This is a genomic window from Micromonospora sp. NPDC003241 (assembly GCF_053589795.1).
In genome coordinates this window covers 131,220-145,164 of sequence record NZ_JBSFSO010000006.1, presented here as the reverse complement: position 1 = coordinate 145,164, position 13,945 = coordinate 131,220, and the positions used below count along the sequence as shown (strand labels likewise).

Annotated in this window: 18 protein-coding genes; 10 read left to right on the top strand and 8 right to left on the bottom strand. The window is 73.2% G+C overall.

Annotated features, from left to right (window positions below):
- The first annotated feature begins 49 nt into the window (after positions 1–49).
- Together macS and ACWDVW_RS07430 are read left to right on the top strand one after the other, a co-directional pair.
- Positions 50–1,174: a MacS family sensor histidine kinase gene (gene macS, locus ACWDVW_RS07435; RefSeq protein ID WP_449945772.1), complete on the top strand. Its 1,125-nt coding sequence runs from the start codon at positions 50–52 to the stop codon at positions 1,172–1,174.
- Positions 1,175–1,188: 14 nt separating this feature from the next.
- Positions 1,189–1,833 (top strand): response regulator transcription factor, encoded by a 645-nt coding sequence (locus ACWDVW_RS07430; RefSeq protein ID WP_350693154.1) that lies wholly within the window; start codon positions 1,189–1,191, stop codon positions 1,831–1,833.
- A 14-nt stretch (positions 1,834–1,847) separates the two neighbouring features.
- Here the strand turns inward: ACWDVW_RS07430 and ACWDVW_RS07425 are convergent, their stop codons facing one another.
- Positions 1,848–2,420 carry a DUF5709 domain-containing protein gene (locus tag ACWDVW_RS07425; RefSeq protein ID WP_350692591.1) on the bottom strand — a complete coding sequence of 191 codons (573 nt, stop codon included), beginning with the start codon at positions 2,418–2,420 and terminating at the stop codon, positions 1,848–1,850.
- Between the two features lie 252 nt (positions 2,421–2,672).
- Between ACWDVW_RS07425 and ACWDVW_RS07420 the strand changes: the two genes are divergently transcribed.
- Positions 2,673–3,875, top strand: coding sequence for a glycosyltransferase (locus tag ACWDVW_RS07420; RefSeq protein WP_449945770.1), 1,203 nt, complete (start codon positions 2,673–2,675; stop codon positions 3,873–3,875).
- Here the strand turns inward: ACWDVW_RS07420 and ACWDVW_RS07415 are convergent.
- From ACWDVW_RS07415 to aroA, 4 genes are all read right to left on the bottom strand, one after another.
- On the bottom strand, positions 3,830–4,819 hold the full coding sequence (locus tag ACWDVW_RS07415) for a hypothetical protein (protein ID WP_449945909.1): 990 nt from the start codon (positions 4,817–4,819) through the stop codon (positions 3,830–3,832). The two genes, ACWDVW_RS07420 and ACWDVW_RS07415, sit on opposite strands and share 46 nt — an antisense overlap.
- 59 nt (positions 4,820–4,878) lie before the next feature.
- Positions 4,879–5,682: a histidinol-phosphatase gene (gene hisN / locus ACWDVW_RS07410; protein ID WP_449945768.1), complete on the bottom strand. Its 804-nt coding sequence runs from the start codon at positions 5,680–5,682 to the stop codon at positions 4,879–4,881.
- A 64-nt stretch (positions 5,683–5,746) separates the two neighbouring features.
- Complete coding sequence (gene rsgA / locus ACWDVW_RS07405) at positions 5,747–6,868, bottom strand: ribosome small subunit-dependent GTPase A (protein ID WP_449945766.1); 1,122 nt, start codon at positions 6,866–6,868, stop codon at positions 5,747–5,749.
- On the bottom strand, positions 6,838–8,139 hold the full coding sequence (aroA, locus tag ACWDVW_RS07400; RefSeq protein WP_449945764.1) for a 3-phosphoshikimate 1-carboxyvinyltransferase: 1,302 nt from the start codon (positions 8,137–8,139) through the stop codon (positions 6,838–6,840). The genes rsgA and aroA overlap by 31 nt, the downstream gene beginning before the upstream one ends.
- Before the next feature lie 102 nt (positions 8,140–8,241).
- Between aroA and ACWDVW_RS07395 the strand changes: the two genes are divergently transcribed.
- From ACWDVW_RS07395 to rsrA, 5 genes are all read left to right on the top strand, one after another.
- Positions 8,242–8,952: an SOS response-associated peptidase gene (locus ACWDVW_RS07395; RefSeq protein WP_449945763.1), complete on the top strand. Its 711-nt coding sequence runs from the start codon at positions 8,242–8,244 to the stop codon at positions 8,950–8,952.
- Positions 8,953–9,147: 195 nt separating this feature from the next.
- Positions 9,148–9,540 (top strand): WhiB family transcriptional regulator, encoded by a 393-nt coding sequence (locus tag ACWDVW_RS07390; protein WP_350692582.1) that lies wholly within the window; start codon positions 9,148–9,150, stop codon positions 9,538–9,540.
- 222 nt (positions 9,541–9,762) lie between these two features.
- Entirely contained in the window at positions 9,763–10,377 is a 615-nt protein-coding gene (locus ACWDVW_RS07385) for an alpha/beta hydrolase family protein (RefSeq protein ID WP_449945761.1), read from the top strand.
- A gap of 261 nt (positions 10,378–10,638) precedes the next feature.
- Positions 10,639–11,454 carry a sigma-70 family RNA polymerase sigma factor gene (locus ACWDVW_RS07380; protein WP_350692578.1) on the top strand — a complete coding sequence of 272 codons (816 nt, stop codon included), beginning with the start codon at positions 10,639–10,641 and terminating at the stop codon, positions 11,452–11,454.
- Position 11,455: 1 nt separating this feature from the next.
- Positions 11,456–11,743, top strand: a complete 288-nt coding sequence (gene rsrA / locus ACWDVW_RS07375) for a mycothiol system anti-sigma-R factor (protein ID WP_396744389.1) — start codon at positions 11,456–11,458, stop codon at positions 11,741–11,743.
- Positions 11,744–11,833: 90 nt separating this feature from the next.
- Here rsrA and ACWDVW_RS07370 read toward each other — a convergent pair whose 3' ends face one another.
- Positions 11,834–11,908 carry a 50S ribosomal protein bL37 gene (locus ACWDVW_RS07370; RefSeq protein ID WP_370461611.1) on the bottom strand — a complete coding sequence of 25 codons (75 nt, stop codon included), beginning with the start codon at positions 11,906–11,908 and terminating at the stop codon, positions 11,834–11,836.
- 202 nt (positions 11,909–12,110) lie between these two features.
- Here ACWDVW_RS07370 and ACWDVW_RS07365 point away from each other — a divergent pair, with 202 nt between their 5' ends.
- A complete protein-coding gene (locus tag ACWDVW_RS07365) occupies positions 12,111–12,326 on the top strand; it encodes a biotin/lipoyl-binding carrier protein (RefSeq protein WP_139582225.1) in 216 nt (71 codons plus the stop codon).
- The gene (locus tag ACWDVW_RS07360; RefSeq protein WP_449945758.1) at positions 12,323–12,880 is read left to right on the top strand and encodes a GNAT family N-acetyltransferase; all 558 of its coding nucleotides are present in this window, start codon (positions 12,323–12,325) and stop codon (positions 12,878–12,880) included. Before ACWDVW_RS07365 ends, ACWDVW_RS07360 begins: the two co-directional genes overlap by 4 nt.
- On the opposite strand, the gene ACWDVW_RS07355 is transcribed toward ACWDVW_RS07360, so the two are convergent.
- Positions 12,860–13,234, bottom strand: coding sequence for a hypothetical protein (locus ACWDVW_RS07355; RefSeq protein WP_449945756.1), 375 nt, complete (start codon positions 13,232–13,234; stop codon positions 12,860–12,862). The two genes, ACWDVW_RS07360 and ACWDVW_RS07355, sit on opposite strands and share 21 nt — an antisense overlap.
- A 34-nt stretch (positions 13,235–13,268) precedes the next feature.
- Positions 13,269–13,877: a TetR/AcrR family transcriptional regulator gene (locus tag ACWDVW_RS07350; protein WP_449945907.1), complete on the bottom strand. Its 609-nt coding sequence runs from the start codon at positions 13,875–13,877 to the stop codon at positions 13,269–13,271.
- Positions 13,878–13,945: the final 68 nt, after the last annotated feature.

Below are 13,945 nucleotides of genomic sequence, written 5' to 3'. Positions count from 1 at the left end.
CGCCGCATTGCCGAGGACTCCCCGAACGGGCTGTGGCATGGTGACGGGCGTGTCCGCCCCCGGTGGTTTCGAACTCCCCCTCTGGCGGGCCGTCGCGGTCTTCCGGGTGGCCTCGCTGGCGTACGTCTGCGTGGTCGTGCTGCGCGACGCGGGCCGCTACGCCCACCCGTTGCTCGCCGGAGTGCTGGTGCTGGTGATGGCGGTCTGGACCGCCGTCACCGCGATCGGCTACGCGACCCCGTCCCGGCGCGGCTGGCCGCTGCTCCTGGCCGATCTCGGCGTCGTGGTGGCGATCCTGCTGGCCACCCCGTGGGTGATGGGCCGCGACGCGCTGGACGCCGGACTACCGACCATGGCGGTGGCCTGGCTGAGCGGTCCGGTGCTGGCCTGGGCGGTCTGCGGCGGGCGGCGGCGTGGGGCGCTGGCCGCGCTGGTGGTCGGCGCCACCGACGTGGCCACCCGGGGGATGGCCACCCCGACCGCGATCAACGGCGCGATCCTGATGCTGCTCGCCGGCGTGGTGGTCGGGCACGTCGCCCGGCTCACCGTGACCGCCGGAGAGCGGTTGCAGCGGGCGGTCGAGATCGAGGCCGCCAACCGCGAACGGGAACGGCTGGCCCGCGACATCCACGACTCGGTGCTCCAGGTGCTCGCCCTGGTGCAGCGACGCGGCGAGCGGCTCGACGGCGAGGCCGGCGAACTGGCCCGGCTCGCCGGTGAGCAGGAGGCGGCGCTGCGCATGCTGATCTCCGGTAGCGGCCCGTTGTCCGGCGACGACGTGGACTCGCCGGTGGACCTGTGCGCCCTGCTCGGCCGGTACGCCTCGGGCAGCGTGTCGCTGTCCGCGCCGGCCACCCCGGTGCCGCTGCCACCACAGATGGCCCGGGAACTGGCCGCCGCGATCGGGGCCGCGCTGGACAACGTCGCCCGACACGGCGACGGACGCGCCTGGGTGCTGGTCGAGGACGAGGGGACGGCGGTGACCGTGTCGATCCGGGACGAGGGGCCCGGCTTCACCCCGGAACGACTCGCCGAGGCCGCCGCCCAGGGCCGGCTCGGCGTCACCCACGCGATCCAGGGACGCCTCGCCGACCTCGGCGGGACCGCCCGGATCAGCTCCACCCCGGGCGCCGGCACCGAGGTCGAGCTCACCGTGCCGAGGAGGGGACTGTGAACGGCCTACGCGTGATGGTGGTCGACGACCACCCGATGTGGCGGGAAGGGGTGGCCCGCGACCTCACCGAGGCCGGCCACGAGGTGGTCGCGAGTTGTGGCGAGGGCCGTCAGGCGGTCCGGGTGGTCGCCGCGGCCCGCCCCGACCTGGTGGTGCTCGACCTGCAACTGCCGGACATCTCCGGGGTGCAGGTGATCCGGGGGCTACGGGCGGAACGACCCGAGGTGCGGGTGCTGATGCTCTCGGCCAGCGGCGAGCAGCAGGGGGTGCTGGACGCGGTGAAGGCCGGCGCCACCGGCTACCTGTTGAAGTCCGCCGGGCTGGCGGAGTTCCTGGACGCGGTCCGGCGGACCGCCGCCGGTGAGCCGGTCTTCACGCCCGGCCTGGCCGGGCTGGTGCTCGGCGAGTACCGCCGGCTGGCCGCCGTCCGGGAGCAGGCCCCGGCCGGTACGCAGGACGCCGCACCCCGGCTCACCGACCGGGAGACCGAGGTGCTGCGGCTGGTGGCCAAGGGGATGTCCTACAAGCAGATCGCCGAGCGGCTCGGACTGTCGCACCGGACGGTGCAGAACCACGTGCAGAACACGCTCGGCAAGCTGCAACTGCACAACCGGGTCGAACTGACCCGGTACGCGATCGAGCGCGGCCTCGACGAGTAGGCGCGGGTGGGCGCTCAGACGGAGTGCGGCGGCCGGGTCTCGTGCACGGCCAACTCCTCCGCGCTGGCCCCGCCACCGGCCGCTCCCGCGTCGTACGCGATGGAGTCGGTCTCCTGGTCGGTGTGCGTACCCTCGTCCGGTTCGACCAGTCGGCCCACCGTGGCGTCGGCGACCGTGCCCAGCCGGTCGTGGTCGTAGAGCGACACCGGGGAGTTCGGGTCGGAGGTCGGGCCCGGGTCGATCACGTCGGCGTCGAGCTGCGCCTGCGCCGCCTGCTCCCGACTGTCCGCCTCGGCCGCGATGTCCGGGTCGACCGGACCGGCCAGCGGGTCGTCGACCGGCAGCTCGAACTGCTCCCGGCCGAGCTTGTAGTCCAGCGACTCGCCGTCGAGCTGCTCCTCGGCGGTGGTGCCGAACTCGTCCACCGCCACCGGGGTCCGGTCGCCGGGCAACTGGGCCGGCGCCGGGCCGTCCGCCTCCCGGCCGGTCAGCACGTCGTCACCGGCCGTCGAGTCGTCGTCGGCGGTGTCCGGCAGGCCGTCGGCCTCAGGGTCGGACAGGGGAGTCGGGTACTCGTCGTCGCGCATGACTGACCACTACCCGTTGCCCTCCGGCCGTAACCGGTCCCGTCCGCGCCGTTCGGGCAGCCGCCGCGGCCGTGGCCGGTGCCGTGGCGGTGCGGCGAGCTTTCGGGCGAGGGGCATTCCTCATCGGTACCCCCTGGTGTCCGGGTCATGCGCGCCGGACACCAGGGGATCTGCCATGTTTCGGCTCGTCGGAGCCCGGTTAATGGGACGCTCTGACCGGAGACCACCGCCCCATCCGCATGGAGGTGACCCATGCGCGTCGGCCTCGTCTGCGCCCACGCCGCTTCGCCGCCGTCCGGCGACGGTAACGTCGTCGGCACCTACCAGCACATCGCACGGGTCGCCGCCGAACTGGCGGGCAGAGGCCACGACGTCCGGGTCTACACCCGACGGGACGATCCGGAGGTCGCCGAGAGCGACCTCGTCGACGGGTACCGGCTGGAGCGGGCCCCGGTGGGACCGATCACCCCGATCCCCACCGCCGAGCTGGTGCCGCACGTGCCGGCGTTCGGTCAGTGGCTGGCCGACCGGTGGTCCGGCGGCTGGACGCCGGAGGTGGTGCACGGCCACTACTGGGTCGGTGGCCTGGCCGCCGCGCAGGCGGTCCGGGAGACCGACATCCCGGTGGTGCAGACGTTCCACTCCCTCGGCATGGAGCAGCTACGCCACCTCGGTTCGCAGTACGACGGGCCGGGCACCCGCATCCCGCTGGAACGGGCGCTGACCCGGGCGGTGGACATGGCGGTCGCTCAGTGCAACGACGAGGTCGACGAGCTGACCCGGATGGGTCTGCAACGCAGCTCGGTGGCGATGGTGCCGACCGGAGTGGACATCGACCGGTTCCACCCCGACGGCGAGGCGGCACCCCGGGACCAGCGCCCCCGGATCCTCTCCGTCGGCGGGCTCTCCCGAGGCCACGGGCAGGACGACCTGATCCGCGCGATGCGCCTGGTGGGCGACGCGGAACTGGTGATCGCCGGTGGTCCGCCGGCCGAGGGGCTGGCGCAGCACACCGAGGCCCGTCGGCTGCGGGAACTGGCCGAGCGGATCGGCGTGGGGGAGCAGGTGCACCTGGTGGGCGCCGTGCCGCACGAGCAGATGGCCACCTGGTACCGCTCGGCCGACGTGGTCGCCTGCACACCGCACTACTCGTCGGCCGGACGGGTGTCGCTGGAGGCGATGGCCTGCGGGGTGCCGGTGGTCGGCTACGCGATGGGCGGTATCGCCGACGCGGTGGTGGACGAGGTGACCGGCAAGCTGGTGTCGCCGGGCGACGTCCGGACGCTGGGGATGACGCTGCGTCGGGTGCTCACCGACAACGCGGGCCGGTTCGCGTACGGGCACGCGGCGGTGGACCGGGTCCGGTGCAGCTACACGTGGGAGCGGACAGCCTCCGCCCTGGAACGGCTCTACGAGCGGGTGGTCGGCCGGCGTAAGCCCGTCGAGGCGGCCTGAGGCGACCCGGAGGCGGCCTGGGAGAGCTGGGCGGCCGGCTGCGGCAGCGGGCTCGCCGTGCCGCCCACACGGGACCCGGTGGGCTGTGGCCCGATCAGTGGCTTGCCGGCGACGACCGCCCGCGAGGTCTCCTGGGCGACGGCGTGGTGGTGCTGGGGCTCGGCGTACCGGGTCAGGCCGATGACCGAGGCGAGGGTGACCAGGAATCCGACTCCGGCCAACCACTCCCGGCCGGGCCAGATCTTGTCGTTGAGCAGCAGCAGTCCGATGATCGCGGCGGGGACCGCCCCGGCGGCGTCCATCGCGGCCACCGCTGCCGTGGTGGAGCCGCGCTGCATGGCCAGGCCGAGCAGCAACTGCCCGACCACGGAGTGACCGACCAGCAGATAGAGCAGCGGGTCGGCGAGGAACGCGTCCCAGGTCGGTGCGGAGGCGAGCGGGCGGGCGGCGACCGCGGCGGCGGAGAAGGCCAGCCCGGCCAGCGAGCCGAGCGCCACCGAGCCGGGGGCACCGCGTAGCCGGACCGCGAAGAAGCCCAGCACCGCGATCACGCCGAGCGTCACCAGCAGGGCGATCATGCCGGCGGTGCCGAGGGGCTTGGACTGTGCCGGCCGGGCGGAGAGCACCAGCGCGGTGATCCCGGCGAAGAGCAGGAGCAGCAGCACCACCTCGGCGACCGGCAGCCGCCACTTCAGCACCAGCACACCGAGGATCGCGGTGACCCCGAGCCCGGCCGCCACGCTGGCCTGCACCAGGAACAACGGCAGGTCCCGGCGGGCCAGGAAGGCGAGCACGAAACCACCCACCTGGCAGACCAGGCCGACCAGGTAGGCGCGGTGTCCGGCCAGGCGCAGCAGCAGACCGGGATCGAAGGTGTGCTGCACTGTGGTGCGGGCCGCGGCGACCGACTGCAACAGGTTGGCAACGCCGTACGCGACGATCATCGCCGCGAGAAAACACCAACCCGAGGTAGCCACCTGGCGAGGATAGAGGTAACCCGACGTCAGTGCGCGGCGGGCCGACCGAGCCTGCCGAGGATGTCTGCGTGCAGTGCTCCGTTGCTGGCCACCGCGCTGTTTTCGCCCCCGGCAGGGGCCGGTCGACCGGCCAGATCGGTGAAGACACCCCCCGCCTCGGTCACGATGGGTACCAATGCGGCCACGTCCCAGAGCGACAGCTCGGGTTCGACCATGACGTCCAGTGCGCCCTCGGCCAGCAGCATGTAACCGTAGAAGTCGCCGTAGGCGCGACTGCGCCAGGTGTCGCGCATCAGCTGGAGCATCGGCTCCAGTCGACCGGCCTCCTCCCAGCCGCTGAGGGAGGAGTAGCAGAAGCTCGCGTCGGCCAGCGCCGTCACGGCGGAGACCCGGATCGGCTCGCCCGAGGCGGCGTCCGGGCCCGCGTACGCGCCGATGCCGGTCGCCGCCCACCAGCGGCGGCCCAGGGCCGGTGCGGAGACCAGCCCGGCGACCGGTCGGCCGTCCTCCAGCAACGCGATCAGGGTGGCCCAGACGGGCACTCCCCGGACGAAGTTCTTGGTGCCGTCGATCGGGTCCACCACCCACTGCCGGGTGCCGGCGGCCGGCGACGCGCCGTACTCCTCGCCGAGCAGCCCGTCGTCCGGCCGGTGCGCGGCCAGCAGGGCACGGATCGCGCGCTCCACGGCGGTGTCCGCGTCGGAGACGGGGGTGAGGTCGGGCTTCGCCTCCACCCGCAGGTCGAGCGCGCGGAACCGGGCCACCGAGATGGCGTCGGCGGCGTCGGCGAGCCGGTGGGCGAGAGCGAGGTCGTCGGCGTACCCGGTCATGCCGGACACGGTAGCGACGCCGACCCCGGGCCTTCCCGCCGGGCCGCGGTGGCCTCGGCGCGGCTCAGGGGTGCCCGCGCGGCTCGGCCTCGCCGCGCGGCTCCAGGTCACCGGCCCGGGAGGCCAGCAACCGGCGGTACGAGGCCAGCCGACGTGGATCCGCCCGCCCCTGCGCCACCCAGGCGTCCAGCGCGCAGTCGGCCTCGTCGGCGGTGTGCGGACAGTTGACCGGGCAGTCGACGGTGGCCTCGACCAGGTCGGGGAAACCGTGCAGCAGGCTCTCGGCCGAGACGTGCGCCAGCCCGAAGCTGCGGACGCCCGGCGTGTCCACGATCCAGCCCGGGTCGTCCGACACGTCCGGCAGGGCGGGTAGCCGCAACGCCACCGCGCTGGTCGAGGTGTGCCGCCCCCGGCCGATCGCGCTGACCACGCCGACCGCCCGGTCGGCCTCCGGGACCAGTCGGTTGACCAGCGTCGACTTGCCCACCCCGGAGTGCCCGACGAGCACCGACACCCGACCGGCGAGCAGGCCGCGCAGGGCGTCCAGCGACGAGTCCGGCCGGATCAGCACGTACGGCAGTTCCAGCTCGGTGTAGTAGTCGAGCACCGCCTCGGGGCCGGCCAGGTCGGCCTTGGTCAGGCAGAGCAGCGGCTCGATGTCCGCGTCGTACGCGGCCACCAGGCAGCGGTCGATGAACCCGGTACGCGGCGGCGGGTCGGCCAGCGCGCTGACGATCACGAGCTGGTCGGCGTTGGCGACGACCACCCGTTCCAGCCGCCCCTCGGCGGTGCTGGCGTCGTCCTCGGCGGTCCGCCGCAGCACGGAGTGTCGGGGCGCGATCCGGACGATGCGGGCCAGCGCACCGTCCGCGCCGGAGACGTCACCGACCAGGGCCACCCGATCGCCGACCACCACCGACTTGCGCCCCAGCTCGCGGGCGCGCATCGCGGTGACGGTGGGGTCGTCGGGCCCGGCTCCGGCCAGCACGCAGGTGTAGCGGCCCCGGTCCACCGCGATGACGAAACCGTCCTGGGCGTCGGCGTGCCGGGGGCGGGTGCGGGTACGCGGACGCGAGGACTTGCCGGGCCGCACCCGGACGTCGTCCTCGTCGTACTCGCGTCGCCTGGTCGCCAGGTCCGCTCCTCCGTCGTCGGTCAGCTCTTGCCGGTCACCATCGCCGACCATAGTGCCGGAAACTCGGGCATGGTCTTCGAGGTGCACGCCACGTCGTTCAACTCGACGCCCGGGACGGCCAGGCCGGTGATCGCCGCGGCGTGCGCCATCCGGTGGTCGTCGTAGGTGTGGAACACCCCGCCCCGCAGCGGCCGGGGACGGATCTCCAGCCCGTCGGACGCCTCGGTGACGTCGGCGCCCAGCGCGGCGAACTCCCGGGCCAACGCCGCCAGCCGGTCGGTCTCGTGCCCCCGGATGTGCTCGACACCGGTGAACACCGACGGGGAGTCGGCCAGCATCGCCAGCGCGGTCAGGGCCGGGGTCAGCTCGCTGACGTCCGAGAGGTCGGCGCGCAGCCCGTGGACCGCCCCGGTGCCGCGTACGGTGAGCCCCTCGGTGGTGAGCGCGACCTCCGCACCCATCTGCTGCAACAGCGAGCGGAGCCGGTCCACCGGCTGCACGCTGCTGCCGGGCCAGCCCTGCAGCGTCACCTCGCCGCCGGTGACCATCGCGGCGGCGAAGAACGGCACCGCACCGGAGAGGTCGGGCTCGATCTGCCAGCCGCGTCCGGTCAGCGGGCCCGGCTCGACCACCCACACGTCGGGCGTGCTGTCGTCCACCGCCGCGCCGGCCGAGCGCAGCATCTGCACGGTCATCCGCAGGTGGGGCGCGGAGGGCACCGGCGGGCCGACGTGGCGTACCACCAGGCCCCGGTCGAAGCGCGGGGCCGCCAGCAGCAGGCCGGACACGAGCTGGCTGGAGGCGGAGGCGTCGATCACCACCTCGCCGCCGGTCACCCGGCCGGTGCCGAGGACCGCCAGCGGCAGGCTGCCCGGACCGGTGGTGTCGATCCGGACGCCGAGCGAGCGCAGCGCCTCGATCAGCGGACCCAACGGCCGGGTGCGGGCGTGCGGGTCGCCGTCGAAGGTGACCCGGCCGTCGGCCAGCCCGGCGATCGGAGGTACGAACCGCATGATCGTGCCGGCCAGGCCGACGTCGACGTGGGCCGGACCGGCCAGCGGATGCGGCCGGACCAGCCAGCGCTCGTCGTCGGCGATCGACACGTGCGCGCCCATCGCCCGCAGCCCGCCGGCCATCAACTCGGTATCGCGGGCGCGCAGCGGCGCGGCCAGTGTCGAGGGGCCGGTGGCCAGCGCGCTGAGCACCAGGGCACGGTTGGTCATCGACTTGGACCCGGGCAGGCGCAGCGACGCCGACACCGGATCGCTGGCCGTCGGGGCGGTCCACGGCTGTAGCGGCCGGGTCGCGGTCAGGTTCCCCACGGTTCCATTCTGCCGTGTGCGGGGCGTCGGCGGACCTCGCCGTTGCCCACTCCCGGTGAACGGGACAGCCGGGCGGGCCGGTGGCGCGCTAGCGTGTCCGGCATGTGCGGGAGGTACGCCACGACCCGGAGCTCCGGTGACCTGAGCGGGCTGTTCGAGTCCGCCGACGAGACCGGTGGCGACCTGGTGGTCGACTACAACGTGGCGCCGACCGATCCGGTGCCGGTGGTGCGGGTCAGCTCCGAGGGGCACCGGGTGCTCTGTCTGGCCCGCTGGGGGTTGGTGCCGCCGTGGTCCCGGTCGCCCGCAGGCGCCGCGCGCATGATCAACGCTCGCGCCGAGACGGTCGCCACCAGCCGGGCGTACGCGCCGTCCTTCGCCCGTCGTCGGGCCCTGGTCCCGGCCGACGGCTGGTACGAGTGGGTCCGTCGGTCGGACGGCACGAAGCAGGCGTTCTACCTGACCCCGCGCGACGGGTCGGTGCTCGCCTTCGCCGGTATCTGGTCGGTCTGGGGCGGGCCCGACGACCCGCTGCTGACCTGCAGCGTGGTGACCACCGAGGCCCTGGGGGAGCTAGCCGAGGTGCACGACCGGATGCCGTTGCTGCTGCCGCCGGAGCGCTGGGCGACCTGGCTGGGCGGGGGCGGCGAGCCGACCGAGCTGCTCGTCCCGCCGTCACCCGAGTGGCTGGCCGGGCTGGAGGTGCGCCCGGTGGGTCCGGCGGTCGGCGACGTGCGCAACGACGGCCCCCGGTTGACCGCCCGGGTGCCGCTGTCGGCCCCGACCGGGCCGGAAGAGGCGACCCTGTTCTGATTGCACCCTCATATTGTCGGGAGTGATTTGCCGCAGTTGCGGGTGAAAGGTGCCGGGCTGTTTCTGCCAACTTCCCGGCAGACCCTTGTCCCCGTGCCGGTAAATGCGATAGAACACAGCGCCGGTGGTGGGTGTCGTTCACGTCGGGTGAACGATGCTCATCGATATTGCTGGTCCCACGGGGGAGGTGGGTGGATGACACGGGCGCGTATGCCCCGTCCGCACGAGGTGGCCGCCGCACGGCGTGATCCACGACTGTTGAAAGCGCTGCGTGAGCGGCGACAGGACGAAGCCTGGCGCACCAGGGGGACATGTCAGAGCGTCGATCCGGAGACGTTCTTTCCGGCGCCGAACGAGCCGGCCGACGCGGCGGTGGCGCTCTGCAACAGCTGTGACGTGCAGGGCTCCTGTCTGGCCTGGGCGCTGGAGGTGGGCGACTGCCACGGCGTGTGGGGCGGCACCACGCCCCGCGAGCGGCGGGCGATGCTGGTGGCCTGGCGTGACGAGGTCCAACCGGACCCGGACGCGGCCAGCGAGGCCGGTCCGCCGGTCCGCGACCGGCTGCTCACCCTGGTGCCGCTGAGCTGATCGGAGAAGCCGGTCCGGGGCCGGACGGTACGTCGTCGACGTGGTCGTCCCGCCCCGGTGCCGGCAATCACGCCAGATCACCGCGCCAGATCACGCAGCACTGCGACTGCGGTCGACGCGACATGTCCACGGCCGGGTGCGGTCGGCGGCGTGGACGGCAATGCGTGCCGCCATCGGCCTGGCCGTCGGCGGCGGGCAGTCGGCGGCCCGCAGAATGGAGCCGTGCCGCACGACGACCTCATCGAGACCCCGCACGGCCCGGCGCGGGTGGACACCGACCAGCCGACCGGCCCGGCCGGCGCGCTGCTGCTGCTCGGGCACGGGGCGGGTGGCGGGGTCGACGCGCCGGACCTGCTCGCGCTGCGCGACGCGGCGGTGGCCGTCGGGCTGGTCGTGGCCCGGGTGACGCAGCCCTACCGGGTGGCCGGTCGGCGTGCCCCGGCCCCGGCCGGACACCTCGACACGGCGTGGACCGCCGTGTCGACCGTGCTCCGCGAGCGCCATCCGGGCGTACCGGTGGTGGTGGGGGGTCGCTCCAGCGGCGCGCGGGTGGCCTGCCGGACGGCGCGTGGCGTGGGCGCCGCCGGGGTGGTCGCGCTCGCCTTCCCGCTGCATCCACCCGGTCGCCCGGAGCGCAGCCGGGCTGCCGAGCTGGCCACCGGGGTGCCGACGCTGGTGGTCAACGGCGACCGGGACCCGTTCGGGGTGCCCGAGCCGGGGCCGGACGTCCGCGTGGTGATCCGGCCGGGCCAGCGTCACGACCTGCGCGGCGACCCACCCGGGACGGCGGCGCTGGTGATCGACTGGCTGCGCGGGCACGGCTGGGTGCGGTCCTGATCGTCTGCCGTCCGGTCGACTCCGAGGCGGCAGTCGACGGCGCCTGCCGGGTCCGCGCCGTTTCCGGTGGCCGCGCCGGGTCGTTGCATCCGATGGTGTCGCCCGCCCGTTCCGGACGGTCACACCGGGCTCCCAGGCCCTTCCTGGTCCCAGCCGTGTGATCCGCGCGGCCGGGACCAGGATCGGGAGTCGGATCCGGAATGCCCTGGCCTGCGGTGGGTGTTGAACCCCTCGGATGACCACTGTGCGAGGGGGTGACCGGTGCCGACCGAGATCCGGAACCGGGAACGCGACGAGCGGGACGCGCGGCAGCTACGGCAGTTGCTGGCGGGCCCGGACTGGCCGGCGACGGTGTCACCGGCCGAGGTGGCGACGGGCACACCCGTCGGAACCGAATCTCCCGGCAGGTCCGTGCGCGTATCCTCGGCGGGGAAGCATCCGACCCGAGGGGATGTGCGGTTGACCACCGAGAAGACGGACGAGCGCAGGGCCCGGTTCGAGCGGGACGCGATGCCATTCGTCGATCAGCTGTACGCGGCCGGCCTGCGAATGACGCGTAACCCGGCGGATGCCGAGGACCTGGTCCAGGAGACCTACCTGAAGGCGTACGCGGCCTTCCACCAGTTCGAACAGGGCACGAACCTGAAGGCCTGGTTGTATCGGATCCTGACCAACACCTACATCAACTCCTACCGGAAGCGGCAGCGGCAGCCGGTGCAGGCGCCCACCGACGAGATCACCGACTGGCAGCTCGCCGAGGCCGAGTCGCACACCTCAAGCGGGTTGCGCTCGGCCGAGACGGAGGCGCTCGACCGGCTGCCCGACAGCGACGTCAAGGAGGCCCTCCAGCAGTTGCCGGAGGAGTTCCGGCTGGCGGTGTACCTGACCGACGTCGAGGGGTTCTCCTACAAGGAGGTCGCCGACATCATGGGTACGCCGATCGGCACCGTGATGTCGCGGTTGCACCGCGGTCGTCGCAATCTGCGCAAGCTGCTCGAGGGCTACGCCGCGGAGCGCGGCTTCTCCGCCGCGCCGTCGTCGGCCCGGAGTTCCGCTGCCACCGGCCGGGAGGTGTGACGTGAGCTGTGGAGAGCCGCACGAGACGGACTGCCGCGAGGTCCTCGCCGAGGTCTACCTCTACCTCGATCTGGAGTGCGCCCAGGAACGGCGTTCCCGGATCCGTCACCACCTCGACGAATGCGGGCCCTGCCTGCGGGAGTACGGCATCGAGCAGGAGGTGAAGGCGCTGGTGGCCCGGTGCTGCGGCAACGAGTCCGCGCCGGACGAACTGCGCGAGCGACTGCGGGTACGCCTCAGCGAGATCGTGGTCTTCGAGAGCACCGAGTCCCGCGAACTGGCCGACTGACGCGTCGGCGCGCCGGAGACGACGACGCCGGTGGCCCGTACGGGCCACCGGCGTCTCGCTGTCCGGTCCGGCGGGACCGGAGCGCCGTCGTCAGGAGTTGGGGCGCTTGCCGTGGTTGGCGGCGCTCTTCTTCCGGGCCTTCTTCTTGCGGGCCTTCTTCGCCATACTGACCTCCTCGTGATGATCGCCTGCGCGCGACCTCGACCCCCGGGGCACGCAACCGGCCCTCCCGGAGCCAGGGTCCGACCCGTTGATGCTAGTGCGGTCGGCGTCGACGCCCCCCGGCCGGGGCTGCTGCTCGCCGCCCGGGGACGACCGTCACGTGATTGGATGTGGCGCAGGCAGTCGCGAGAGAAGGGGCCGGGAGATGGCCGAGGAGATCCGCGCCGAGATGGTGGCGAACGTCTGGAAGGTCGTCGCGTCGACCGGGGACACCGTGTCCGAGGGGGACACCCTGGTGATCCTGGAGTCGATGAAGATGGAGATCCCGGTGATCGCCGAGTCCGACGGCGTCGTCCAGCAGCTCGCGGTCAACGAGGGCGACGTGGTGCAGGACGGTGACCTGATCGCGGTGATCGGTTGACCGGCGTCCTGGTCCGACCGGCCGCGCCGGCCGACTTCGCCGCGGTGGCCCGGCTGACCGTCGCGGCGTACGAGGCCGACGGCCAGTTGAAGGGCGAGCACGGCTACGCCGAGGTGCTGGCCGACGTCAGTGGTCGGGCCGCGCACGGCCGGATCCTGGTCGCCGTCGACTCCGCCACCGGCCAGGTGCTCGGCACGGTCACCTTCGTCCTGCCCGGTAGCAGGTACGCCGAGATGTGCCGGCCGGACGAGGCGGAGTTCCGGATGCTCGCGGTCGATCCGGCCACACAGGGTCGGGGTGTCGGTGCCGCACTGGTCGAGGCGTGCGTGGCGGAGGCGACCGAGCGGGGCTGCACCGCGTTGGCCATCTGCGTACGCGCCGGCCACGCCGAGCCCGCCCACCGGCTCTATCAGCGGCGGGGCTTCGTCCGCGTACCGGAGCAGGACTGGTCGCCGTTGCCCGGCGTCGACCTGCTCGCCCTGCGCCTGGCTCTCACTGCGGCACCGCCGGGCCACGACGACACCGGGTACGGCTCAGCCGATCGCGACGAGTAGGCCGAGTGCGGTGAGTGCCATCGAGACCGGCACCATCACGGCCCGCTCCGAGCGGCTCCTGGAGAGCGCGTTCGGCACGATGGACAGCGCCGTATACCCGACCACGACCCACATCGCGATGCGCGCGACCGATCCGGCGAGCACGTCGATCAGTCCCGCACGATCGAGGGCGATCACGGCGATGACCGCGTACACGACGACTGACACCGCGCTGCCGAGCCGGAGCGGGCGGGGCAGCACCTCGTGCCCGCCACCCCAGGCGAACCGGCCGAGCGGTGCACCGAGCGCGAGCGTGATCTGGAAGGTCGCGAGGAGGGCGAGCAGCACGACGAGGGCCAGGGCGGCGAGGGGCATCGGCTCAGTGTAGTGATCGTCGGTGCGTGGTCGATCACTCTGTGGCGGGGGTGGCTTCGGCAGAGGAATCCGACTGCGCGGCGATCGCGGCGAGCAGTTCGTAGGCGACCTCCAAGGCCACCCGCTTGCGGTCGGCGTCGGTGATCTCCGGCATGCGTACGGCGAACCAACTGCTGTGCACCGCGAACAGGGCCAGCACGGCGCGGAGCTGGGCACCGGCGCTGTCGTCGCCCCGGCAGAGCACGGAGGCCAGCCGGAACATCCGCTCCCGCATGTCCCGGCCGGCGGAGAGATTCTTCAGGGCCGTCTGGTTCTGCTCGAAGAAGCGCATCACCGAGGGCTGTTCGCCGCCGAACATCGCGTCGGCGTACCGCTCGATCAGCGCCTGGCGGGTGGCCAGCGTGTCCGGTTGGGCCTCGCCCCACGAGATCAGCGTGTCCATCCGGCCCAGCCGGTCCTCGACGACGCTGGTGACGATCTCGTCCTTGCTCTTGAAGTGGTAGTAGAGGGCGGCCTTGGTCACGCCGAGTCGTTCGGCGACCTCACGCAGCGAGGTCGCCTCGTAGCCCTGCTCGGTGAAGAGTTCCAGCGCGACGGCCTTGATCCGCTCCCGGGTGCCGCCTGTGCTCTGGCTCACCTGCACCACCTAATCCAGTTGACCGTCATCTGCTGTCCAACTTACCGTCCGGCTAGTAAGGTAGCTAGCCGGTC

What these genes read in the sequence shown, in the direction of transcription:
- ACWDVW_RS07430 (WP_350693154.1), top strand. Translation starts at nt 1,189, where the DNA reads ATGGTGGTCGACGACCACCCGATGTGGCGGGAAGGGGTGGCCCGCGAC.
- ACWDVW_RS07425 (WP_350692591.1), bottom strand. Translation starts at nt 2,420, where the DNA reads ATGCGCGACGACGAGTACCCGACTCCCCTGTCCGACCCTGAGGCCGAC.
- ACWDVW_RS07420 (WP_449945770.1), top strand. Translation starts at nt 2,673, where the DNA reads ATGCGCGTCGGCCTCGTCTGCGCCCACGCCGCTTCGCCGCCGTCCGGC.
- ACWDVW_RS07415 (WP_449945909.1), bottom strand. Translation starts at nt 4,819, where the DNA reads ATGATCGTCGCGTACGGCGTTGCCAACCTGTTGCAGTCGGTCGCCGCG.
- hisN (WP_449945768.1), bottom strand. Translation starts at nt 5,682, where the DNA reads ATGACCGGGTACGCCGACGACCTCGCTCTCGCCCACCGGCTCGCCGAC.
- rsgA (WP_449945766.1), bottom strand. Translation starts at nt 6,868, where the DNA reads ATGGTCGGCGATGGTGACCGGCAAGAGCTGACCGACGACGGAGGAGCG.
- ACWDVW_RS07395 (WP_449945763.1), top strand. Translation starts at nt 8,242, where the DNA reads ATGTGCGGGAGGTACGCCACGACCCGGAGCTCCGGTGACCTGAGCGGG.
- ACWDVW_RS07390 (WP_350692582.1), top strand. Translation starts at nt 9,148, where the DNA reads ATGACACGGGCGCGTATGCCCCGTCCGCACGAGGTGGCCGCCGCACGG.
- ACWDVW_RS07365 (WP_139582225.1), top strand. Translation starts at nt 12,111, where the DNA reads ATGGCCGAGGAGATCCGCGCCGAGATGGTGGCGAACGTCTGGAAGGTC.
- ACWDVW_RS07355 (WP_449945756.1), bottom strand. Translation starts at nt 13,234, where the DNA reads ATGCCCCTCGCCGCCCTGGCCCTCGTCGTGCTGCTCGCCCTCCTCGCG.